The organism is Saccharopolyspora sp. ASAGF58, from assembly GCF_012277335.1.
Classification (GTDB): Bacteria; Actinomycetota; Actinomycetes; order Mycobacteriales; family Pseudonocardiaceae; genus Saccharopolyspora; species Saccharopolyspora hattusasensis.
This window is the reverse complement of record NZ_CP040605.1, coordinates 443,112-464,455: the sequence shown is the minus strand read 5'-3', so window position 1 is coordinate 464,455 and position 21,344 is coordinate 443,112. Positions and strand designations below refer to the sequence as shown.

19 protein-coding genes are annotated in these 21,344 nt (G+C 71.4%); 15 read left to right on the top strand and 4 right to left on the bottom strand.

The window, feature by feature from the left end:
• Positions 1-47 precede the first annotated feature (47 nt).
• Positions 48-1,526 (bottom strand): bifunctional phosphatase PAP2/diacylglycerol kinase family protein, encoded by a 1,479-nt coding sequence (locus FDZ84_RS01895; RefSeq protein WP_168584437.1) that lies wholly within the window; start codon positions 1,524-1,526, stop codon positions 48-50.
• A gap of 194 nt (positions 1,527-1,720) precedes the next feature.
• On the opposite strand from FDZ84_RS01895, the gene pafA reads away from it, so the two are divergent.
• Positions 1,721-3,079 (top strand): Pup--protein ligase, encoded by a 1,359-nt coding sequence (pafA, locus tag FDZ84_RS01890; protein ID WP_168584436.1) that lies wholly within the window; start codon positions 1,721-1,723, stop codon positions 3,077-3,079.
• 26 nt (positions 3,080-3,105) lie between these two features.
• On the opposite strand, the gene FDZ84_RS01885 is transcribed toward pafA, so the two are convergent.
• Positions 3,106-4,743 carry an SMI1/KNR4 family protein gene (locus FDZ84_RS01885; protein WP_168584435.1) on the bottom strand — a complete coding sequence of 546 codons (1,638 nt, stop codon included), beginning with the start codon at positions 4,741-4,743 and terminating at the stop codon, positions 3,106-3,108.
• A 341-nt stretch (positions 4,744-5,084) separates the two neighbouring features.
• Between FDZ84_RS01885 and FDZ84_RS01880 the strand changes: the two genes are divergently transcribed.
• From FDZ84_RS01880 to FDZ84_RS01835, 9 genes are all read left to right on the top strand, one after another.
• Positions 5,085-6,080 (top strand): YafY family protein, encoded by a 996-nt coding sequence (locus FDZ84_RS01880; protein WP_168584434.1) that lies wholly within the window; start codon positions 5,085-5,087, stop codon positions 6,078-6,080.
• On the top strand, positions 6,077-7,048 hold the full coding sequence (locus FDZ84_RS01875) for a YafY family protein (protein WP_168584433.1): 972 nt from the start codon (positions 6,077-6,079) through the stop codon (positions 7,046-7,048). The genes FDZ84_RS01880 and FDZ84_RS01875 overlap by 4 nt, the downstream gene beginning before the upstream one ends.
• A gap of 18 nt (positions 7,049-7,066) precedes the next feature.
• The gene (locus FDZ84_RS01870) at positions 7,067-7,267 is read left to right on the top strand and encodes a bacteriophage holin (protein ID WP_168584432.1); all 201 of its coding nucleotides are present in this window, start codon (positions 7,067-7,069) and stop codon (positions 7,265-7,267) included.
• 78 nt (positions 7,268-7,345) lie between these two features.
• A complete protein-coding gene (gene tatA, locus FDZ84_RS01865) occupies positions 7,346-7,618 on the top strand; it encodes a Sec-independent protein translocase subunit TatA (protein ID WP_168584431.1) in 273 nt (90 codons plus the stop codon).
• A gap of 104 nt (positions 7,619-7,722) precedes the next feature.
• On the top strand, positions 7,723-8,595 hold the full coding sequence (tatC, locus tag FDZ84_RS01860) for a twin-arginine translocase subunit TatC (RefSeq protein ID WP_246868732.1): 873 nt from the start codon (positions 7,723-7,725) through the stop codon (positions 8,593-8,595).
• Positions 8,596-9,037: 442 nt separating this feature from the next.
• The gene (locus tag FDZ84_RS01850) at positions 9,038-11,815 is read left to right on the top strand and encodes an RNA helicase (RefSeq protein ID WP_168584430.1); all 2,778 of its coding nucleotides are present in this window, start codon (positions 9,038-9,040) and stop codon (positions 11,813-11,815) included.
• 97 nt (positions 11,816-11,912) lie between these two features.
• On the top strand, positions 11,913-12,494 hold the full coding sequence (locus FDZ84_RS01845; protein WP_168584429.1) for a DUF4333 domain-containing protein: 582 nt from the start codon (positions 11,913-11,915) through the stop codon (positions 12,492-12,494).
• Between the two features lie 43 nt (positions 12,495-12,537).
• Positions 12,538-13,734: a GNAT family N-acetyltransferase gene (locus tag FDZ84_RS01840; RefSeq protein WP_168584428.1), complete on the top strand. Its 1,197-nt coding sequence runs from the start codon at positions 12,538-12,540 to the stop codon at positions 13,732-13,734.
• A gap of 209 nt (positions 13,735-13,943) precedes the next feature.
• Positions 13,944-14,786, top strand: a complete 843-nt coding sequence (locus FDZ84_RS01835) for an MBL fold metallo-hydrolase (RefSeq protein WP_168584427.1) — start codon at positions 13,944-13,946, stop codon at positions 14,784-14,786.
• Between the two features lie 13 nt (positions 14,787-14,799).
• Here FDZ84_RS01835 and FDZ84_RS01830 read toward each other — a convergent pair whose 3' ends face one another.
• On the bottom strand, positions 14,800-15,717 hold the full coding sequence (locus FDZ84_RS01830) for a 5'-3' exonuclease (RefSeq protein ID WP_168589727.1): 918 nt from the start codon (positions 15,715-15,717) through the stop codon (positions 14,800-14,802).
• A gap of 77 nt (positions 15,718-15,794) precedes the next feature.
• On the opposite strand from FDZ84_RS01830, the gene FDZ84_RS37590 reads away from it, so the two are divergent.
• The 3 genes from FDZ84_RS37590 to FDZ84_RS01815 are packed head-to-tail and all read left to right on the top strand — an operon-like array spanning position 15,795 to position 17,637.
• Positions 15,795-16,016: a hypothetical protein gene (locus tag FDZ84_RS37590; RefSeq protein ID WP_210435830.1), complete on the top strand. Its 222-nt coding sequence runs from the start codon at positions 15,795-15,797 to the stop codon at positions 16,014-16,016.
• Between the two features lie 11 nt (positions 16,017-16,027).
• The gene (locus tag FDZ84_RS01820; RefSeq protein WP_168584426.1) at positions 16,028-17,170 is read left to right on the top strand and encodes a Xaa-Pro peptidase family protein; all 1,143 of its coding nucleotides are present in this window, start codon (positions 16,028-16,030) and stop codon (positions 17,168-17,170) included.
• The gene (locus FDZ84_RS01815) at positions 17,167-17,637 is read left to right on the top strand and encodes an Lrp/AsnC family transcriptional regulator (RefSeq protein ID WP_246868731.1); all 471 of its coding nucleotides are present in this window, start codon (positions 17,167-17,169) and stop codon (positions 17,635-17,637) included. Before FDZ84_RS01820 ends, FDZ84_RS01815 begins: the two co-directional genes overlap by 4 nt.
• A 72-nt stretch (positions 17,638-17,709) precedes the next feature.
• Here the strand turns inward: FDZ84_RS01815 and FDZ84_RS01810 are convergent, their stop codons facing one another.
• The gene (locus tag FDZ84_RS01810; RefSeq protein ID WP_168584425.1) at positions 17,710-18,789 is read right to left on the bottom strand and encodes a GDSL-type esterase/lipase family protein; all 1,080 of its coding nucleotides are present in this window, start codon (positions 18,787-18,789) and stop codon (positions 17,710-17,712) included.
• Between the two features lie 121 nt (positions 18,790-18,910).
• Here FDZ84_RS01810 and FDZ84_RS01805 point away from each other — a divergent pair, with 121 nt between their 5' ends.
• Positions 18,911-19,465 carry an FxsA family protein gene (locus tag FDZ84_RS01805; RefSeq protein WP_168584424.1) on the top strand — a complete coding sequence of 185 codons (555 nt, stop codon included), beginning with the start codon at positions 18,911-18,913 and terminating at the stop codon, positions 19,463-19,465.
• A gap of 168 nt (positions 19,466-19,633) precedes the next feature.
• Entirely contained in the window at positions 19,634-21,253 is a 1,620-nt protein-coding gene (locus FDZ84_RS01800) for an amidohydrolase (protein ID WP_168584423.1), read from the top strand.
• Positions 21,254-21,344: the final 91 nt, after the last annotated feature.

The following is a 21,344-nucleotide window of genomic DNA, read 5'->3' as shown; positions in this document are numbered from 1 at the left end:
GCAAGATCGGCCTAGCGCTCGCGCGCCGCGAGTAGTACCGACGCCGGTCAGTCCACTGTGTTCGGACGGTAGATGTTCAGGGCGTTCTCGTGCGTGGTGAAGGAGAATCGCCGGCCCGGCCGGTGCACCTCGCCGTCGGTCGCCAGCGCGACCGGCGTTCCCCGCACCACGACGTCCATCCGGGACACCTGGCGCTCGACGTAGGTGCGGCTGCGGTGCAGTGCCCCCGTCATCGCCGCGAGCGCGAAGCGCAGCCGGGAGAACCGCCGGTCGGCGCGGACCATGCGCACGTCCAGCGTCCCGTTGTCCAGGCCGGGGCGCCAGGCCGGCGCGAAACCCCGTGGCGCGTACGTGCCGTTGCCGACGAACAGCACCCACACCCGGTGGCGTTCGCCGTCGATCTGCACGTCCAGCGGGCGGGACTCGTGGAGCACCCGGATCAGGGCCATCGCAGCGGCCGGCCACTTGCCCCAGCGCGGTTCCCACTTCTCGCGGAAGCGCACCATGTCCGGATAACCGCCGAGGCTGGCGGTGTTGACGAAGCGGCAGGCGGGGACGTCGTCGATGGCGACCGCGCCGAGGTCGACGGTGGCCCCTGAGCCGGTGGAGACCGATTCGGCGACCGCCGCCGGGTCGCCCACCCCGATGTCGCGGGCGAAGTGGTTGAGCGTGCCCGCGGAGACCACCGCCAGCGGCAGGCCGTGCTCGGACGCCACCGTCGCCACTGCGGCCACGGTGCCGTCGCCGCCGGCCACACCCAGGGCGCGGACGGAATCGCCGCCGCGGGCGAGCTGCTCGCGCAGCCCGTCGACCAGGTCGGCATCCGGCCCCGGGTGCACGACCACGGCCTTCGGCCACTGCTCGCCGACCCACTGCTCCGGGGCGGGCTGGCCGTTTCCGGAGCCGGGGTTGACCAGCGCCAGCATCCCGTCCCCGTCTTCGAGCGCGGGGAGCCCGGCCGGGTGGCTGCCGGCGGCGGGGGTGTCCGGTCGTACCGGCCACCACCGCCTGGTCGCCCACGCCACGCCCGCCCCGAGCGCGGCGCCGCACACGACGTCGGTCGGCCAGTGCACGCCGGTGTGCACGCGGGAGTACGCGACCGCTGCCGCCACCGGGGCGATGGCAGCTCCGGTCACCGGGGACTCCATCGCGGCCGCCGTGGCGAATGCGGCGGCCGACGCCGCGTGTCCGGACGGGAACGACGACGACGTGGGCGGGTCGTTGAGCCGGCGGTGCTGCGACATCAGCTCGGCGGCGGGGCGCCGCCGCGGGAACAGCGGCTTGCCGATCAGGTTGGTCGTCGCGCTCGCGCCCGCGATGGCCACCACGCCGCGCAGCGCCGCCCTCCGGGGAGCGCCCTTGCGGCAGGCCAGCACCGCCGCGATGCTCAGCCAGAGCACGCTGTGGTTCGCAGCCGTGCTGAGCGTCTTGAGCCGACGATCGGCGACTGAGGCGGGCAACCGGGCACTGCGGCGTGCGAGTTCGCCGTCGACCGCGTTGATGGTGTGACGCAACCTCCCGCGCATCCCTGCGATGCTACCTGCGAATTCGGTCGAGATCGCCGCAACGCGTGAGCCTTCCGACGCCGGGTGCGACGGTCGGAATCCCCTGGTTACCAGGGTGACCAGGAGTGACATCTCGCTGGGCGAACGTTTTCGACCTGCAACGAGGCCCGAACGGCGGACCGCCGAAAAGCGGGGTTTGCGCCTAGTGTGGAACCATGCAGCGGCGGATCTTCGGCATCGAAACCGAGTTCGGGGTCACCTGCACGTTCCACGGGCAGCGGCGACTGTCCCCGGACGAGGTGGCCAGGTACCTGTTCCGGCGGGTCGTGTCGTGGGGAAGGTCGTCGAACGTCTTCCTGCGCAACGGGGCCCGGCTCTACCTCGACGTGGGCTCGCACCCGGAGTACGCCACGGCGGAATGCGACGACCTCGTCCAACTCGTCACCCACGACAAGTCCGGCGAGCGGATCCTGGAGGACCTGCTCATCGACGCCGAACGCCGACTGTCCGACGAGGGCATCGGCGGAGACATCTTCCTGTTCAAGAACAACACCGACTCGGCGGGCAACTCCTACGGCTGCCACGAGAACTACCTGGTCGGCCGGTCCGGGGAGTTCTCCCGGATCGCCGACGTGCTGTTGCCGTTCCTGGTGACCCGCCAGCTCATCTGCGGCGCCGGGAAGGTGCTGCAGACGCCGCGCGGCGCGGTGTACTGCCTGTCGCAGCGCGCCGAGCACATCTGGGAGGGCGTCTCCAGCGCGACGACCCGTTCGCGGCCGATCATCAACACCCGCGACGAGCCGCACGCCGACGCCGAGCGGTACCGCCGGCTGCACGTCATCGTCGGCGACTCCAACATGTCCGAGGTGACCACGCTGCTCAAGGTCGGCTCGGCGAACCTGGTGCTGGAGATGATCGAGCAGGGCGTGCAATTCCGGGACTTCAGCCTGGACAACCCGATCCGCGCGATCCGCGAGATCAGCCACGACCTCACCGGGCGGCGCACGGTCCGGCTGGCCGGCGGCCGGGAGGCGTCCGCGCTGGACATCCAGCGGGAGTACTTCGGCCGGGCGGTCGACCACGTGGCGCGGCGCGGGTCGGACCCGATGACCGAGCGGATCCTTGAGCTGTGGGGTCGCGCGCTGGACGCGATCGAGCAGCAGGACTTCTCGCTGATCGACCGGGAGATCGACTGGGCGATCAAGCACCGGCTGCTGGAGCGGTACCGCGGCAGGCACGGGCTGGAGCTGTCCAGCCCGCGCATCGCCCAGCTCGACCTCGCCTACCACGACATCCGCCGGGGCCGCGGGCTGTTCGACATGCTGCAGCGCAAGGACCTGGTGGACCGGGCGACCGAGGACGGCGAGATCGAGGCGGCCAAGGACACCCCGCCGCAGAGCACCCGGGCCAAGCTGCGCGGTGACTTCATCGCCGCCGCGCAGGCCGCGGGCCGGGACTTCACGGTGGACTGGGTCCACCTGAAGCTCAACGACCAGGCCCAGCGGACCGTCCTGTGCAAGGACCCGTTCCGGGCGGTGGACGAGCGGGTGGAACGCCTGATCAGTTCCCTTTAACGGTCGATGCCGGAAAGATCAACTTGTCACTCCCACGGCTTCTTGATCCGGCGCCACAACGGGGTGCGCGATCCCTTCGGCGGGGTGTAGCGGCCCCGCGTGTAGCGCACGTCGGGGGAGTCGCCGGCGAGGGTTCCGGCCCACTGGGCGGCCTTGCGCAGCGTCGGGGCTGCGTCGAGCCCGGCGGCGGCCAGGCCGACCGGGTGGGTCGTCGCCGCCCACAGCTCCTCCCACTGCGCCGCGCTCAGGTTGAGGTAGAGCAGGCCGTCCAGGTCGCCCAGCACCGCGAGGTCGCGCACCTCGGCGGCGGCCAGGTCAAGCCCGTACAGCCGCGGGCAGGTGCGCAGCGGGGCGAGGTCGACCGGTTCGCCGGTGGCCAGCTTCAGCAGCCGCAGCGTCGGGTGTTCGGCCAGCGGGGCGAGGTCGATGCGGTCCAGGTCGGCGGTCAGCACCTCCACCGGCGCGGAGCGCAGCGGGGAGAGGTCCGCGGTCGGGCAGTTGGCCAGCTCCACTTCCCACAGCGACGGCGCTTTCCGCACCGGGGTGAGGTCGACCAGGCGCGAGTTGGCGACGACCAGCCGCTGGATGCCCGGGTGGATTTCCCGCAGCGGAGCGGAGTCGCCCTCGATGCGCAGTTCCCGGTCCGGGGCCATCGCGTCATCCCTGAGGAACAGCCGGAGGCGCCCCTTCTTGTACTGGTAGGAGAAGTTCTCCAGCGCCTCTACGTGGCGCCGCAGCAGGCTCGTCACCGAATCGGCGACGTAGACCGGGCCGTCGTGGTCGTGCAGGCCGATGCGGATCACCTGGCCGGGGTGGCCGTTGGGGCCGGGATCCATGTCCACCGCGAGGAACTCGCCGCCGGTGTCGTGCGCGAATGGAATCCAGCCGGGCAGGTGCTGCGCGCGGCGCACCGCGCCTGCGGGATGGGTGTCGTAGCGGACTTCCCGCAGCAGCACCCGGTCCCAGTCCCGCATGACCCGCCAGCGGTTCTCTGGGCGGTCCTTGTCGCTCAAGACGGCGAGGCCCTTCAATTCCAACCAGTGGAACCCGTCGAGCAGGCCGACCCGGTGGTCGCCGTCGGCCCGGCCGTATAGCGCGCGGAGGTCGTCCGGCAGCGGCACCGGGAGGTGCCCTTCGATGAACTCGCGCTCGGCCGCTTCCAGCGGTCCCGGCAGCTTCTCCTGGAAACCGGCGATCTCCGCGCGCCGCCGCAGGTAGCGCTCCAGCAGCTGCAACGCTTCCTGCGGGTCGCCGGCCTGCACCGCCCGGGTGGGGCCGGGCTGGAACGCCGCGGGTTCGGCGGGTAAGGCGTCGGGCCGCAGGAGGTAGGTGAAGCCCGCCCGGTCGGTGCGCGGCGAGCGGCGCAGTGATTCGCTGGTGACCGCCTCGAACCTGCCGGTCGGGTGGACGACGAGCTCGATGGTGAGCCGGTCCGCGGCCCGTTCCAGCTCGTGCACCAGGCACATCTCGTAGTGCAGGTCGGTGGAGGAGCCGGTGCTGTCGAGCGACCGCGACTCGTACACGGGCCCGCGGTGACCGGATCCCGTGCCGTCGGCGAATCCCTCCAGCACGGCGCGCCGCCAATCCTTCGGCGCGGCCGCGGCGATCTTCACGGCCATCTCGCGCAGCACGGCTAGGGTTTCGGGATCGTGCTCGGTCGTCACGGACCAGATCCGCCTTCCGGTCGGCATGGTGGGCTCGTTTTCATACCGCACCAGCCGGGAGCCGCCCGTCACGCCCCGACCTGGGCGGGATCACCGCAGTGGTTGACCGACGGGTCGGGTGAGGATTTCGTGCAAGACGCGATCTGGCATGCGGTCAGCCTAAAGCTATGAACATTCTTCATCTTCGCGGACACGTTCAGTGCCGGCCGAAACGGTGAGGTTCCGGGGCGGCGGAAAACCGCCGGGGGTCGGCGCGCCACCGTGACTCCATCCCGCACCACTAGGCATGATGTGCACCGACCCAAACACATGATCGAATACAGCGGAGCTAGAGTTTCGAAGTGGCCACTGTGCGCGCTGAACGCTTGGTGAACCTGGTGCTGTGTCTCCTGTCGACCCGCCAGTACCTCACCGCGGAGCGGATTAGGGCGATCGTGCCGGGCTATGCCGGCGCGCCCACCGGCGAGGCCTTCTTCCGGACCTTCGAACGTGACAAGGCCGAGCTGCGCGACCTGGGGATCCCGCTGGAGACCGGGCGGAACTCCGCCTTCGACTCCGCCGACGGGTACCGCATCGCCCGCCGCGACTACGAGCTCGGCGACATCGACCTGGAGCCAGACGAAGCGGCCGCCGTCGCCCTCGCGGTGCGGCTGTGGGACTCCCCGGAGTTCACCTCGGCGGCCCGCGGCGCCCTGCTGAAGCTGCGCGCCGCCGGGGTCGACGTCGACGAGCGCTCCTCGGCGGCGGTCGAGCCGAAGGTGCGCACCAGCGAACCCGCCTTCGCGTCGCTGCTGGCGGCGGTGCAGGCCGGGCGCGTGGTGGAGTTCGACTACCGGCGCCCGAGCAGCCCGGACGTGCACCGCCGCACGGTCGAACCGTGGGGCGTGGTGTCCTGGCGGGGCCGCTGGTACCTGGTCGGGCACGACCGCGACCGGCAGGCGCCGCGCTGCTTCCGGCTGTCCCGGATCCTGGGGCAGGCCAAGACGGTGGGCCCGGCCGGTCAGGTGCAGCGGCCGCCGGACACCGACCTGCTGCGGCTGGTGGCCGGCGAGCAGCGCGAGCCCCCGCCCAGCACGCTGGCGCGGATGTGGGTCGCGGCCGGTCGTGCGCAGGGGTTGCGGCGCCGGGCGACCGTCGTCGAGCAGATGGAGCTCGGCGGCGATCCGGGTGACGTGCTGGAGCTGGACCTGCTCTTCCCCGAGTCGGCGGCGAGCTGGCTCGCCGGGTACGGGCCGGATGTCGCGGTGCTGGAGCCGGACACGCTGCGCAAGACGGTGCACGAGATCCACCTGGACGTCGTCGACCAGGAACGCGGGTTCGACCAGGAGGGCCGATGACGAGCGCGACCGCGCGGTTGCCGAGGCTGCTGGCGCTGGTGCCGTACCTGCTGAGCCGCCCGGGCATCCCGATCGCCGACGCCGCGGGCGACTTCGGCGTCACCGAGCAGCAGCTGCGCAAGGACCTGGAGCTGCTGTGGATGTGCGGGCTGCCGGGTTACGGGCCCGGCGACCTGATCGACCTGTCCTTCGAGAGCGACTCGATCACCGTCACCTACGACGCGGGCATGCGGCGCCCGCTGCGGCTCACCGCCTCCGAGGCCACGGCACTGCTGGTGGCGTTGCGGGCGCTGGCCGACACCCCGGGCATCGCCGACACCGACGCCGTGCAGCGCACCCTGGCGAAGGTGGAGGACGCCGTCGGGCAGGCCCGCCCGGCGGGCGTGGTGGTCGGCCTGGAGGGCCGGGAAGGCGCGGTGCGGCCGGGAGTGCGCTCGGCGGTGCAGGACGCTACGACCCGCCGCCGCGCGCTGCGGATGCGCTACTACACCGCCTCCCGTGACGACATCAGCGAGCGGATCGTGGATCCGATGCGGCTGCTGCTCATCGACGGGCGCAGTTACCTGGAGGCATGGTGCCGCAGCGCGGCCGGGGTACGGATGTTCCGGCTGGACCGCATCGACGACGTCCAGGTGCTGGACGAGGTCGCGCAGCCGCCGTCGGAGGCCGAACCGACCGATCTGTCGGCGGGGCTGTTCCGGCCGGCCCCGGACCAGCTCGTTGCCGAGCTGGAGCTGGAGCCCGACGCGCGCTGGGTGGCCGAGTACTACCCGGTGGACGAGCTGGTCGAGCTGCCGCGGGGGCGGGCCCGGGTGCGGATGCGGTACTCGGACCGGTCGTGGATGGCCCGGCTGCTGCTGGGCCTGGGCGGCCAGGTGCGGGTGCTCAGCCCCGACGAACTGGCATGTGACGTGCGTCAACGCGCGAAAGACGCGTTGGCGCGGGCGCGTCACCTCCCGTCCACCTGAGCCCGCTACGGTGACGCCGTGCCGTACACGTGGAGTCTTGTCCTGCTGGCCGCCGGCCTGATCCTGCTCGCGCTGTTGCTGATCCGGTTGTTCCGGGAGCTGCGTAGGTTCAAAGCCGTGCAGCGGCAGGTCTTCCACGACTTCGGTGATCGCAGCGGTCTGGTGAAGGCACGCGTGGCCGGTCTGAAGGTGGCGTTCGCCCAACGTCGCGATCGGTGACGTGCAACGGCCCTATTTGTCGCCCCCTGCCTTGCGTACCATTGCGCCTGCAGGGACATCACGAAAGGTTGGACTCGAATGGGTTTGCCAGGTGGCTGGGAACTGATTCTCATCGTCTTGGTCTTGGTGCTGCTCTTCGGTGCCACCAAGCTTCCGCAGATGGCCCGTTCGCTCGGCCAGTCGGCCCGCGTCTTCAAGGCCGAGGCGCGCGGCATGAAGGCCGACGAGGAAGCGGCCAAGAAGGAGAAGGCCGAGCGGGAGCCGAAGCCGGAGCTGACTTCCGGTGAATCCGGCGCGCCCCCGGTCACGTCCGCGCTCGACGAGAAGCAGCGCAACGACTCCAAGAACTGACTGAGGACGGGAACGACAAGGTGGGTGCCAGTGCACTGGGGCGCCTGAACCCGTTCCGCAAGGATCGCCGTCGGTGGGGGCGTAGGCACAACCCCGATGGCACCATGACGCTCGTCGATCACCTCTACGAGCTGCGGTACCGGTTGGGCGTGGCCATCGTGGCGGTGGTCGTCGGCGCGATCTTCGGGATCTGGTGGTTCTCGAACTCGGTCTTCGGGCTGCCCACGCTCAGCGATGTGCTGCTCGAACCGTACTGCCAGCTGCCGGTCACCCAGCGGCTGAGCCCGAACGGGACGTGCCAGCTGCTGCAGACCGAGCCGTTCGAGATCTTCATGCTGACGCTGAAGGTCGGGGTGTCGATCGGCGCGGTGCTGTTCAGCCCGGTGTGGCTGTATCAGTTGTGGGCGTTCATCACGCCCGGGCTGTACGCCAAGGAGCGCAAGTTCGCCCGGCTGTTCGTGAGCTGCGCGACCGTGCTGTTCGTCGCCGGGGCGGTGTTGGCGTACTACATCCTGCCGACGGCGCTGGGGTTCATGTCCGGGTTCGGCGGGAACGCGTTCTTCACCGCGCTCACCGGTGGCAAGTACATCAGCTTCATGCTTCTGCTGCTGGTGATCTTCGGCGTCAGCTTCGAGCTGCCGCTGATCCTGGTGATGCTCAACCTGGCCGGGATCGTCAGCTACGCCAAGCTGAAGAGCTGGTGGCGGGGGCTGGTCTTCGCGCTGTTCGTGTTCGCCGCGATCGCGACGCCCGGGCAGGACCCGTTCTCGATGCTGGCGCTGGCGGCCGCGCTGAGCGTGCTGTTCGCCATCGCGATGCTGATCTGCCGGGTCAACGACAAGCGCCGGGCCAGGAAGCTCGAAGGCCAGGGCCTGGAGGGCCTGAGCCCGGACGAGGCTTCGAAGATCGACTTCCGGGCCTCCGGACTGGACAGCACGCCGTCGCCGAGCCCGAAACAGCACGACGACGTGACCTGAGATCCGTGACTGAGATCCGTGACTGAGATCCGTGACCTGAGATCCGTGACTGAGATCCGTGACTGAGATCCGCAATTTCCAATTGAAATCGAACCTTCGATTTCAATGGAAATTGCGGTGGCACTGGCCAACTAGGGCCCGGTGGGCGAAGATTCTCCCTCGTGCACTGCGTCCTGTTGATCAACCCTGCCGCCGGTGGTGGACTTTCCGCGAAGGTGGCCGGCGAAATCGTCGGCCACCTTCGCGGCGTTTGCGGCTGGGCGGTGAGAACGGCTGGCTGGCGTACGCCGACGGAGAACCGCAGGCCCGCCTGCCGCTGAGCATGCGCTGCGTTCCCGGCGCACTCACGGTGGTGGGTTTCTGACCCGGCTGTGATGGGATGCGCATGGCTGCTGGCGCTAGGGCTGCGACGGTGGTCGGTGCGATGTGAAAGCCTTGGGGGGTGGCTGCCAGCCGTTCGTACCCCACCAAGCCGTCCCCGGCCGACGCCTTCTCGGCGCACGCCCGTCGCAGCGCGCACCCCAAGTTGGCCGAGTTCGCGGGCGAGCTGTCCTTCGAGCTCGACCCGTTCCAGCGCACCGCCTGCCAGGCCCTGGAGGCCGGGCACGGCGTGCTGGTGTGCGCGCCCACCGGGGCCGGGAAGACCGTGGTCGGCGAGTTCGCCGTGCACCTCGCTCTCAAGGAGGGCCGGAAGTGCTTCTACACCACGCCGATCAAGGCGCTGTCCAACCAGAAGTACGCCGACCTGTGCGAGCGGCACGGTAGCGACGCGGTCGGGCTGCTGACCGGCGACACCTCGATCAACGGCGAGGCGCAGGTGGTCGTGATGACCACCGAGGTGCTGCGCAACATGCTCTACGCGGGCTCCCGCAGCCTGGACCAGCTCGGCTACGTCGTGATGGACGAGGTGCACTACCTCGCGGACCGCTTCCGCGGCGCGGTGTGGGAGGAAGTGATCCTGCACCTGCCGGAGTACGTGCAGGTGGCGAGCCTGTCGGCGACGGTCAGCAACGCCGAGGAATTCGGCGAGTGGCTGCAGGAGGTGCGCGGCGACACCACGGTCGTGGTCGACGAGCACCGGCCGGTGCCGCTGTGGCAGCACATGCTGGTCGGGCCCCGGATGTTCGACCTGTTCGGCGGCGAGACCGCGGACCGCGAACTGCAGATCAACCCGAACCTGGTGCGGCACACCCAGCAGCTGGCCCGCGTGCACCTGCCCTACGGCGGTCGGCGCGGCGGGCCGAACACCAGGGGCAAGGGTCCGCGCCCGCCGCGGTTCTACCCGCCGTCGCGGGTAGAGACGCTGACCGGGCTGGACGCGGCCGGGCTGCTGCCGGCGATCGTGTTCATCTTCAGCCGCAACGGCTGCGACCAGGCCGTTTCCCAGTGCATGCGGGCGGGGCTGCGGCTGACCACCGACGCGGAGATCGACGAAATCCGTGAGGTGATCGACGAGCACACCGCCAACCTGCCGGAGTCCGACCTGGCGGTGCTGGGCTTCTGGGAGTGGCGGGAGGCGCTGGAGCGCGGCCTGGCCGCGCACCACGCGGGCCTGCTGCCGGCGTTCAAGGAGACCGTCGAGGAGCTGTTCGTCCGCGGCCTGGTCAAGGCCGTGTTCGCCACCGAGACGCTGGCGCTGGGCATCAACATGCCCGCCCGCACGGTGGTGCTGGAGCGGCTGGTGAAGTTCAACGGCGAGTCACACGTGGACCTCAGCCCTGGCGAGTACACACAGCTCACCGGCCGGGCCGGGCGGCGCGGCATCGACGTCGAGGGCCACGCGGTGGTCGTCTGGCAGCCGGGCGTCGACCCCAAGCAGGTCGCCGGGCTGGCCTCGACCCGCACGTACCCGCTGCGCTCGTCGTTCCGGCCCGGCTACAACATGGCGGTCAACCTCGTGCAGCGCGTCGGCCAGGACGCCGCGCGGGAACTGCTGGAGCAGTCGTTCGCGCAGTTCCAGGCCGACCGCTCGGTGGTCGGCCTGTCCCGGCGCGTGGATCGCAACAACGAGGCGCTGACGGGCTATTCCGAGGCGATGCACTGCCACCTGGGCGATTTCGACGAGTACTTCGAGCTGCGTCGCCGCATTTCCGAGCGGGAGAAGCACCTGGCCCGGCAGAACCGCCAGTCGCGGCGCGCGGAGGCGGCGAAGTCGCTGGAGAAGCTGCGCAAGGGCGACGTGATCGCGGTGCCCGGCGGGCGGCGTTCGGGGCTGGCGGTGGTCATCGACCCGGGGCTGGAGCCGATGGGCGAGCCGCGGCCGCTGGTGGTCACCGAAGACCGCTGGTCGGGGCGGCTGTCGGTCGCCGACTTCACCTCGCCGGTGGAGCCGCTGGGTAAGATCAAGCTGCCGAAGCACGTCGACACCCGCTCGCCGAAGTCCCGCCGGGACCTCGCCTCGACGCTGCGCAACACCGGCCTCGAGGCCCCGGGCGGACGTGGCCGGCGGCGCTCCGACGCGACCGACGACGCGGAGCTGGCGACGTTGCGGCGCGCGTTGAAGGCGCACCCGTGCCACGGCTGCGACGAGCGGGAGAGCCACGCCCGGTGGGCCGAGCGGTACGAGCGGCTGCGGGGCGAGAACGAGAACCTGCGGCGTAAGGTCGCCGCGACCACGCACTCGCTGGCCCGCTCCTTCGACCGGATCGTCGCGCTGCTGACCGAACGGGACTACCTGCCGGTGGCGGGCTCGTCGGAGGGCGAGGTCACCCAGCACGGGCGGCGGCTGTCGCGGCTTTACAGCGAGTCGGACCTGCTGGCGGCCGAGTGCCTGCGGGTCGAGGCGTGGCGCGGGCTGGGGCCCGCCGAGTTGGCGGCCGTGGTGTCGTCGCTGGTCTACGAGTCGCGGCGGGAGGGCCTGGCGCCGCAGGTGCCGGCCGGTGCGGTCAGCGACGCGCTGGCCGCCACCTGGCGGCTGTGGGCGGAGCTGGAGGACGACGAGCGGCGGCACAAGCTGGACCGCACCCGCGAGCCGGACGCCGGTTTCGCCTGGCCGGTGTTCCGCTGGGCGCGCGGCGAGTCGCTGGAGAAGGTCCTCACCGCGGCCGCTTCCAGCGGGCACGAGCTGTCAGCCGGTGACTTCGTGCGCTGGTGCCGCCAGGTCATCGACCTGCTCGACCAGATCCGCGAGGTCGTCGGGGCGGCGGACCCGGTGGGTTCGTCGGCGGTGAAGGCGGTCACCGCGATCCGCCGCGGCGTGGTCGCCGCCGGCGCCTTGTGACCGCCGCCCGGCCGATTCGGGCGGCCGGGCTGTTGTGGTTGGATCTCCTGGCGTCGGGAATGTCGCGATGGCCAGGTGAACTTCGTCGGAGGTGCAGATGTCGTCCCCCTACGGCCCGCCGGGGGGCTATCCCCAGTGGGGGCAGCAACCCCAGGGGCCTGGGATGCAGCCGGCGGCGCCGGGCTATCCGCAGCCGGGTGGTTTCGCGCCGCAGCGACCTCCGCAGCAGCCGCCGCAGCAGCCGCAGCCACCCCAGCAGCAGCCCTACGGCTATGGCCGGCCGCAGTACCCGCAGGGCGGGCAGTATCCGGCACCGGGCGGCTACGGGAGGTTCGACCAGTTCGAACGGCCGAAGAAGAAGCGCTCGGCGCTGCCGTGGGTGCTCGGCGGGATCGGCGCGGTCCTCGTGGTCGGCGTGGTGCTGGTGCTCGGGTTCGTCACGCCGGGCTGGTTCGTGCGGCCGGTGTTCGACGCGGCCAGCGTGGAGAAGGGCGTCACGCAGACCCTGAAGGGCTCCTACGGGCTGCAGGGGGTCGGAAACGTCAGCTGCCCGAGCGGGCAGCCGGTGGCGGTCGGTCAGCGCTTCGACTGCAAGGTCAGCATCGACTCGGCGACCAAGACCGTCACGGTGACGGTCAAGAACGAGAAGGGCGTCTACGAGGTCGGCCACCCCAAGTGAAATTCGGTCGACGCATGCCGGGGCGGCAGGCAAGATCGGTGGCGTGAGCCAGCACGAAGTGCGCGCGTTGTCCGAATCCGAGTTCCGCGGGGCGAACGACCTGTTCCGCCATGCCCTGTTGTGGCAGCCGTCGAGCGACGAGGAGTGGGCAGGCAACGCGGCCCTGCACGAGCCGGGTCGGGTGCTGGGGGCGTTCGTCGACGGTGAGCTGGCCGGGACGACGAGAACGATTACGAACATGCTGGCGGTGCCGGGCGGTCGGCGGCTGCCGGCGGGCGCGGTAGCGGGTGTCGGGGTCCGCGCCGACCAGACGCGTCGCGGGGTGCTCACGTCGCTGATGCGCGCGCAGCTCGAGGAGGTGCGCGAGCGCGGCGAGGCGGTGGCGATGCTGCGCGCGTCCGAAGCGGTGATCTACGAGCGGTTCGGTTACGGCGTGGCCACCAGGTGCCGGTCGGTGGAGCTGGACCGGGCCAGGGTGGCGGTGCGCGCGGAGATGCCGCGCGGCGGCCGGGTGCGGCTGGTGGACCAGGCGAAGGCGGAGCCGCTCCTGCCGGCCATCTACGAGCGGTGCGGCCTGGACCGGCCGGGCCGGATCGGGCGCGCCGACGCGTGGTGGTCGGCCCAGTGGTCGATGCTGGGCAAGGGGCTCACCGTCGCCGTGCACGCCGACGAGGACGGGGTGGACGACGGGTTCCTCATCTACGAGCCGAAGACCGATGACAACCGGTTCAACACGGTGCGGGTCGTCGACGTTTCGGCGGCCGATGCCACGGCGACGGCGGAGCTGTGGCGCTTCCTGTTCGACCTCGACCTGGGGGACCGGCTGGTGGCCGGGATCCGGCCGGTGGACGAGCCGCTGGAGTGGTGGCTGACCGATCGCCGCCAGTGCCGGATCACCACGGTCGAAGACGACCTGTGGGTGCGCTTGGTGGACGTGCTCGCTGCCTTGCGCGCGCGGACCTTCGGCGCGGCGGATCCGGTGGTGGTCGAGGTTCGCGACGCGTTCCTCCCGGAGAACGAAGGCCGCTACCGCGTCGGCCCGGACGGCGTGGACCGGTGTTCCGGCGAACCCCAGCTCAGCCTCGACGTCGCCACGCTCGCGGCGCTGTACCTGGGCGACCAGTCCGCGTCGGCGCTCGTGGCGGCGGGCCGCGTCCAGGCGCACGACCCGGCGGCCGTCCCGGCGGCGGACTCCCTGTTCGCCACCGTCGTACCGCCCTGGTGCGGCACCAGCTTCTGAGCGCCCGTGCGCACTTTTCGTTTCGCGCGACCGGGGAGTCCGGGCCTGGGCACCTTGAAAATATGTAGACCAACTGTCGCGGTGACCGCGTTGTCGATGCTCGAAGGTGCCCGGCTGCTCTGCAAGGTCCAGCGGGACCTCGCGGCGATGCGGACGGTGGGCGATCAGCTGGCGGAACTGCTCGAAAGCGCTCGGACGGAGGAAGTTTGATGCGGGTCCACCACCTGAACTGCGGGACCATGCGGCCGTTCGGCGGCCGGCTGGTCAACGAGGGCGGTGGTCTGCTCGGTCCGGCCCGGATGGTCTGCCACTGCCTGCTGGTCGAGACCGAGCGGGGATTGGTGCTCGTCGACAGCGGTCTGGGCGTCCCGGACGTCACCACGCACGTCGAGCACCTGGAGCGGAGCTGGCTGCGGCTGACCCGCCCGGTGCTGGACGTGGCGGAAACGGCGGCGGCGCAGATCAAGCGCCTCGGCTACCGCACCGAGGACGTGCAGCACATCGTGCTGACCCACCTGGACCGCGATCACGCCGGGGGACTGCCGGACTTCCCGCAGGCGCAGGTCCACGTGCACGACGTGGAGTACCAGGCAATGTTGCGCAGCCCGGAGCCGTCGCGCTACCTCGGCCACCAGTGGCGGCACGGTCCTAAGTGGAACGTCCACGGCAGTTCAGGTGGAGAGCGCTGGTTCGGCTTCGAGGCGGTGCGCGACGTGCCCGGGCTGCCGCCGGAGATCCTGCTCGTCCCGTTGGTCGGGCACACCCGCGGGCACGCCGGAGTGGCGGTGCGGCGGCCGGACGGGCGGTGGCTGCTGCACGCCGGTGACGCCTACTTCTACCACGGCGAGATGGCGGACAGTCCACATTGCACGCCGGTCCTGCGCCACTTCCAGAACCGGGCCCAGGAAGACGGCCCGCAGCGGAGGCGGAACCAGGACCGGCTGCGCGACCTGGTGACCGCGCACCGAAGCGAGATCGACGTGTTCTGCGCGCACGACCCGGTCGAATTCGAGCGCCACCTCCGAGCGGAATCCACAGTGGACAGATGCTAGGCTTTCTAGCGGCTTAGGGGGTCAGGGCCGCGATCAGGCGGTCGATGCTGGCGCCCAGGCCCCAGATGCGTTGGAGCTCGCGCAGGCGGTCGATGTCCACAGGGGACTGTGGGAGCGCATCAGGGCGGTCCTGGACCACCGGGGCGTCGCGGGCCACCCGGACCACCGACGGGGCCGCGGCCAGGTAGTCGGCGGCTTCCGCGAGCTTGCCCCGGATCCTCGGGGTCAGGCGGGAATCGCCGCTCCCGGCCGCCGCGAGGAGCGCTTCGAGCGAGCCGAACTGGATGATCAGCTTCGCCGCCGTCTTCTCGCCGATGCCGGCCACCCCGGGCAACCCGTCCGACGGATCTCCGCGCAGCATCGCCATTTCCGCGTAGTCGTCACCGGCTCGGTCGGCCGACAGGGCGTACTTTTCCGCGAGTTCGGCGGGGCCGTAGTCCTGCGCCTTCGCCAGGCCTGCGCCGACGTAGATCACCCGGACCGCGGTGGGCTGCGTGCGCACCAGCTGGAACAGGTCCCGGTCGCCGGTGACGACCTCGACCGGGTCCCGGTCCTCGCGGTCGGCCAGCGCGCCGATGACGTCGTCGGCCTCGTAGCCCTCGGCTTCGGCGGTGGCGATGCCCGCCGCGTCGAGGACTTCGAGGATCACCGGGATCTGCGGCGACAGCGTGTCCGGGACCTCTTCGGCCGCGGGGTCGTCCTCGGCGACGCGGTGTGCCTTGTAGGACGGCAGCGCGTCGACGCGGAACTGCGGCCGCCAGTCATTGTCCAGGCACGCCACCAGCCGCGACGGGCGCCGGTCGCTGATCAGCTTGGCGAGCATGTCGCAGAATCCGCGCACCGAGTTCACCGGCGTGCCGTCCGGGGCGGTCAGCGAATCGGGCAGTGCGTAGTACGAGCGGAACCACAACCCGGCCGAATCGACGAGCATCAGGGGACCAGTCACAGCTCGCCAGCTTGTCACGTCCTCGCCCCCTGCTCGCGGTGGGTCCGCAATTTCAATGGAAATTGGAAAGGGGCGGGTTCGACGCCGCTGTCCGCGGCGGACATCGCGGCGGCCGACGCGGTGATCTTCGCCTCGCGGCGGGCGATCCGCTGCGGGTGATCCCCTCGATCGTGATCGGCTCGGCGACGACCGGTGCGCTGTCGATGACCTTCGGCGCCACGCTGCGGGCCCCGCACGGCGGGATCTGGACCAGCCGGGGCGGCGGGTCGCCGCCCCGGGGTTAGGCTTGGGAGCCATGGCCACCGTCTCGATTAAGCAGGATCCATCAGTGTTCGCGGCCCGGCTCACCAAAGCCGCCGAAACTGCTGCCGCGGCGGAACTCGACGCGCTGCTGATCACGCCCGGTTCCGATCTGCGCTACCTCCTCGGCGCGGGCGGGGAGTCGCACGAACGGCTGACCTGCCTGGTGTTGCCGGCCGGCGGCCGGCCCGCGCTGGTGCTGCCGAAGCTGGAGGAGCTCGGCTTCGCCGACATCCCGCTGGCCGAGCTCGGCATCGACGTCGTGACCTGGGTCGACGGCCAGGACCCGCACGCGATGGTGGCCGACCTGGCCGGCCGCGGCGGGGCGCCCGCCCGGTTGGCCGTCGCCGACGTGATGCCCGCGCTGCACGTGCTCCCGCTGCGCGACGCCCTGCCCGACGCTGAACAGGTGCTGGCCGGGACCGTGCTGCGCGAACTGCGGATGCGCAAGGACGCCGCCGAGATCGAGGCGCTGCGCAAGGCCGGGGCCGCCATCGACCGGGTGCACGCCCGGATGGCCGAGTTCCTCAAGCCGGGCCGGACCGAGGCCGAGGTCGGCGCCGACATCTCCGCCGCGATCCTCGAAGAGGGCCACACCGAGGCGGCGTTCGTCGTCGTCGGCTCGGGACCGAACGGTGCCAGCCCGCACCACGCCGTGTCGAACCGGGTGATCGAGCGCGGCGACGTGGTCGTCATCGACATCGGCGGCCCGAACGCCGAGGGCTACAACTCCGACTGCACCCGCACCTACGCGATCGGCGAGCCCGCGCAGGCGGACGTCCGCGAGACCTACGCAGTGCTGGAGGCCGCGCAGCGCGCCGCGGTCGAGGCGGTGCGGCCGGGCGCGACCGCCGAGTCGATCGACGCCGCCGCCCGCGAGCCGATCGCCGCCGCCGGGTTCGGCGAGTTCTTCGTGCACCGCACCGGGCACGGCATCGGGCTGGACGTGCACGAGGAGCCCTACATCGTCGGCGGCAATGCCCTGCCGCTGGAGGCGGGCATGGCGTTCAGCGTCGAGCCGGGCATCTATCAGCCGGGGCGCTGGGGCGCGCGGATCGAGGACATCGTCATCGTCACCGAGGACGGCGTGGAGAGCGTGAACAACCAGCCGCACGAGTTGATGGTGCTGCCGGCGTGAGCGACAGGTCCGCGACGCCAGGCGCCCTGGAAGGCACCGACCGGACCATCCTGCGCGAACTCGCGCGGGACGGCCGGTGCAGCTTCACCGATCTGGCCGAACGCGTCGGTTTGAGCGTTTCCGCCGTGCACCAGCGGGTTCGCCGCCTGGAGCAGCGCGGTGCCCTGCAGGGCTACACGGCCAAAGTGGACGGTGACCAGATCGGGTTGCCGCTGACCGCGTTCATCTCGCTGACCCCGATCGACCCGGCCGCGCCGGACGACTACCCGCAACGGCTGGAGCACCTTCCGCAGATCGAGTCGTGCTATTCGGTGGCCGGCGACGAGTCCTACATCCTGCAGGTGCGGGTGGCCTCGCCGCTGGGACTGGAGGAACTGCTCCGGCAGATCCGCGAGGCGGCGAAGGTCTCCACCCGAACGACGGTGGTGCTGTCGACACCGTTCGAGAACCGCCCCCCGGCGATCTGAGCCGACCAGGGGGGCGTGAGTGATTTTCGGCGCTGTGGCGCCTGAAAACGCTCACGAGCCCTGGTCGCAGGATCAGGGATGGGCTTGGGCGGCCACGAAGTGTTCCGGGACCGGCCTCAGGTTGCCGCGCTCGTCCGGCAGGCACATCGCCGTCGGGGTATCGGTGGCCATGAACTCGCCGAGGCAGTGGCCCAGCTGCGTGTGCCCGGCGGCGTTGGCGTGGAACGATTCCTGCATCGCATGCGGCGCGCGCCGCTCGTCCTGGAGGCTCGGCCAGTCGACCGTCAGCCGGGTGAACCACTCGCCCTCTGCCGTGCGCGGGTTCCCGGTGCACGCCTCGTGCCCGGAGCCCGCCAGGGACAGGTCCAGGAACCGGGCGTCCGCCTGCCGCGCGACATCCCGCAGCCCGGCCGACAACTGCGGCACCCCCGTGTCCCGGATCCACTCCAGGTCGCCGGTCAGGAACGGGCAGCCGGACAGGTCCTGCAGCTCGGGCTTGACCCCGGGGCCGACCGGCGAGGCGTAGGACTGCACGATCAGCGAGTAGCTGCTCGGCGTGTAACCCGCGCTGTCCATCGCCGCCCGGATGTCGTGCAGCGCGCCCAGCACCTTCGGCTTCATCCGCTCCACGCGCTGCGGCCACGCGGTGCGCAGCGGCGCCGCGCAACCGTCCGGGGCCTGCCGCACCCAGGCTTCCACGCACCGGTTGACGACTTCGGTGAAGCCCGGGTCGTCGTTCGCGCCGACCTGCACCACGACGTCGGTGATCCGGTAGCGCCGCGCCAGCTCGGCCAGCCGCTGCGACTGGGAACCCTCGGCGTGGCCGGGTTCCGGGTTCGCGCTCACCAGATCGGTCCGCGCGCCCGAGCAGGCCAGGTTGATGCGGGTCACGGTGGGCGGCAGCCGCAGCTGGTTGACCGGCGCGGCGGCCGAGCGGTGGCACCAGTTGTCCTGCTCGCCGTTGGTGCCGGCCTCGTAGTTGCCGCCGCCTTCGCCGGACATCGTGCTGTCGCCGAGGGTCACCACCGCGGCCGGGAGCTGCTTGGGCTGCAGCGGCAATCCCGGCAGGTACTGGTCGCTGATCAACACCGCGAGCGCGAGCACGGTGCCGACCAGCAGCAGGATCAGTGGTTTCGACTTGTGCGCCAGCATCGCGTGGAAGTCTATGGGGCCGCCGCGCGGCGGCCTTCATCACCTCTGCGGGTTTTGGGAGCATTTGCGGCGTCTGGTTCGTTGAACCGGGTGACTGCCACCGACAGGAGGTCTCCGCGCCGTGCAGATCCTCGCCCTTCTCCTCGTCGCCGGTGTGGTCGAACTCGCCGTGCTGGTCGCCGTCGGCCAGGCGATCGGGGTGCTGCCCACTATCGGCCTGCTGGTCGCCGCCGCCGTGCTGGGTAGCTGGCTGCTGCGCTGGCAGGGCCGCCGGACCCTGCAGGAGTTCCGCGAAGCCACGCGCCGGCGACGGCCTCCGGAGAGGGAACTCTCCGACGGCGTGCTCATCGCCGCCGCGGGCATTCTGATCATCCTTCCGGGGTTCCTCAGCGACGTGGCCGGCCTGCTGTGCCTGCTGCCACCGGTCCGCGCCGTGCTGCGCAAGCGGATGCTGCGCGCGGCGGAGCGGCGGTCGAAGGCGATGCGGGACCAGATGTGGCTGCACACCCAGCAGGCCTACCGCCGGCCGGGCGCGACCGCGCCCGGCGGCGTCGTCATCGACGGCGAGGTGGTTTCGGTCACCGAGGACGACGAGCCCGCCGCGGCCGGCCCGGAACTGCTGCCCCCGCAGCGGTCTGCGCAGGCAGAACGACCGGACGGGCGCCCGCGCCGGTGATCGGTCGCCGTCGGCGTCAGCTGGTGCCGGGGGGCGGGTAAGCTCGCCAGAACGATCGCGGCCGGGTTCGCGCTGGGGGCCGGTTCGATCGCGGGATCGTGCGTCGACGCCTTCGACCGATCTCGACCTGCGCAGCTGGAAAACCCGGAACGGGGAAGCACGAAGGACATGTCCGAGACCACGTTGTTGCTCGGTGGGCGGATCCACTCGCCCGCCGACGCCGGTGCCACCGCGATGGCCGTGACCGATGGCACCATCGCGTGGGTCGGCACCGACGAGGCCGGCCGTGCGCTGCATCCCGACGCCGAGGTCATCGACCTCGAAGGCGCGTTCGTGGCGCCTGCCTTCGTCGACGCGCACGTGCACGCGACCTCGACCGGCCTGCTGCTCAACGGCCTCGACCTGACCGGTTGCGCGTCGCTGACGGAATTCCTGCACGCACTGCGGGATCACGTGGCGGAGTACCCGGGCACGCTGGTGTGGGGCCATGGGTGGGACGAGACGTGGTGGCCGGAGCGGCGACCCCCGACCCGCGACGAGATCGACGGCGCCGCGGGCGGCGCGCCGGTGTACCTGTCCCGGATCGATGTGCACTCCGCGCTGGTGTCCAGGGCGCTGGTGGACCGGGCGCCGCTGGCCCGCGGGGCCGAAGGCTGGAGCGAGCAAGGCCCGCTGACGCGCGTCGCGCACCACCACGTCCGCCGCGCCGCACGAGAAGCCCTCGGTGCCGCGCAGCGCCAGGAAGCGCAGCTGGCCTTCCTGCGGCACGCGGCCTCGCGGGGCGTGGCGTGCGTGCACGAATGCGGCGGGCCGGACATCTCCGGGGCGGACGACCTGGCGGACCTGCTGGCGCTCGCGGCGCAGGGCGGCGTGCCGGAGGTCGTCGGCTACTGGGGCGAACTGGGCGCGGTGGACCGGGCCCGCGAGCTCGGTGTCCGCGGCCTGGCCGGTGATCTCTTCGTCGACGGTGCGCTCGGTTCGCGCACCGCGGCGCTGCGTGAGCCCTACTCGGACGACCGGACCACGGCGGGCGTGCTCTACCTCGACGCGCACGCGGTGGCCGAGCACCTGGTGGAGTGCACGCGCGCCGGGATCCAGGCCGGATTCCACGTGATCGGCGATGCCGGGGTGGCCGAGGTCTGCGACGGCTTCCGCAAGGCGGCCGAGATCGTGGGTGCTCCGGCGCTGGCGAGCCTGCGCCACCGGCTGGAGCACCTGGAGATGGTCGACGAACACCAGGCCGCCGAACTGGGCAGGTTCGGCGTGGTGGCGTCGGTCCAGCCGTCCTTCGACGCCGCCTGGGGCGGTTCACACGACATGTACGCGCGGCGCCTCGGCGTCGGGCGCGGCACCCGGCTCAACCCGTTCTCGAAGCTCGCCGCCGACGGCGTGCTGCTGGCGTTCGGTTCGGACGCACCGGTCACGCCGGTCGACCCGTGGCGCGCGGTGCAGGCCGCGGTGCACCACCGCACCGCCGGTTTCGGCATCTCACCGCGTGCCGCGTTCATGGCGCACACCCGGGGCGGTTGGCGAGCCGCCGGGGTCGACGACGGCGTGACCGGCACGTTGGTTCCCGGTGCGCCCGCGACCTACGCGGTGTGGGAAGCCGGGAATCTCGTTGTGGCGGCACCTGATTCGCGGGTGCAGCGGTGGTCCACCGACCCGCGGGCGGGCCTGCCGGGCCTGCCGGACCTTTCCCCGGACGCCCCGCTGCCGCGCTGCCTGTGCACGGTCCTGCGCGGGGAAACCATTTATACCCGAGCCGCCGAGGACGACGAACTCATCTAGCGCTTGATTGGAACGGGCCCCATGCCCTCCGACGGCCTACCGATCCACCTGCAACGCGTCTCGTGATCCGCGGAGTCCGGGTCTTCCGCGG

Bases quoted from the DNA above. Each gene is read 5' to 3' on its own strand.
- FDZ84_RS01820 (WP_168584426.1), top strand. From the start codon at position 16,028: ATGGCCACCGTCTCGATTAAGCAGGATCCATCAGTGTTCGCGGCCCGG.
- FDZ84_RS01800 (WP_168584423.1), top strand. From the start codon at position 19,634: ATGTCCGAGACCACGTTGTTGCTCGGTGGGCGGATCCACTCGCCCGCC.
- FDZ84_RS01845 (WP_168584429.1), top strand. From the start codon at position 11,913: ATGTCGTCCCCCTACGGCCCGCCGGGGGGCTATCCCCAGTGGGGGCAG.
- FDZ84_RS01875 (WP_168584433.1), top strand. From the start codon at position 6,077: ATGACGAGCGCGACCGCGCGGTTGCCGAGGCTGCTGGCGCTGGTGCCG.
- FDZ84_RS01810 (WP_168584425.1), bottom strand. From the start codon at position 18,789: ATGCTGGCGCACAAGTCGAAACCACTGATCCTGCTGCTGGTCGGCACC.
- FDZ84_RS01835 (WP_168584427.1), top strand. From the start codon at position 13,944: ATGCGGGTCCACCACCTGAACTGCGGGACCATGCGGCCGTTCGGCGGC.
- tatA (WP_168584431.1), top strand. From the start codon at position 7,346: ATGGGTTTGCCAGGTGGCTGGGAACTGATTCTCATCGTCTTGGTCTTG.
- FDZ84_RS01830 (WP_168589727.1), bottom strand. From the start codon at position 15,717: ATGCTCGTCGATTCGGCCGGGTTGTGGTTCCGCTCGTACTACGCACTG.
- pafA (WP_168584436.1), top strand. From the start codon at position 1,721: ATGCAGCGGCGGATCTTCGGCATCGAAACCGAGTTCGGGGTCACCTGC.
- FDZ84_RS01895 (WP_168584437.1), bottom strand. From the start codon at position 1,526: ATGCGCGGGAGGTTGCGTCACACCATCAACGCGGTCGACGGCGAACTC.
- tatC (WP_246868732.1), top strand. From the start codon at position 7,723: ATGACGCTCGTCGATCACCTCTACGAGCTGCGGTACCGGTTGGGCGTG.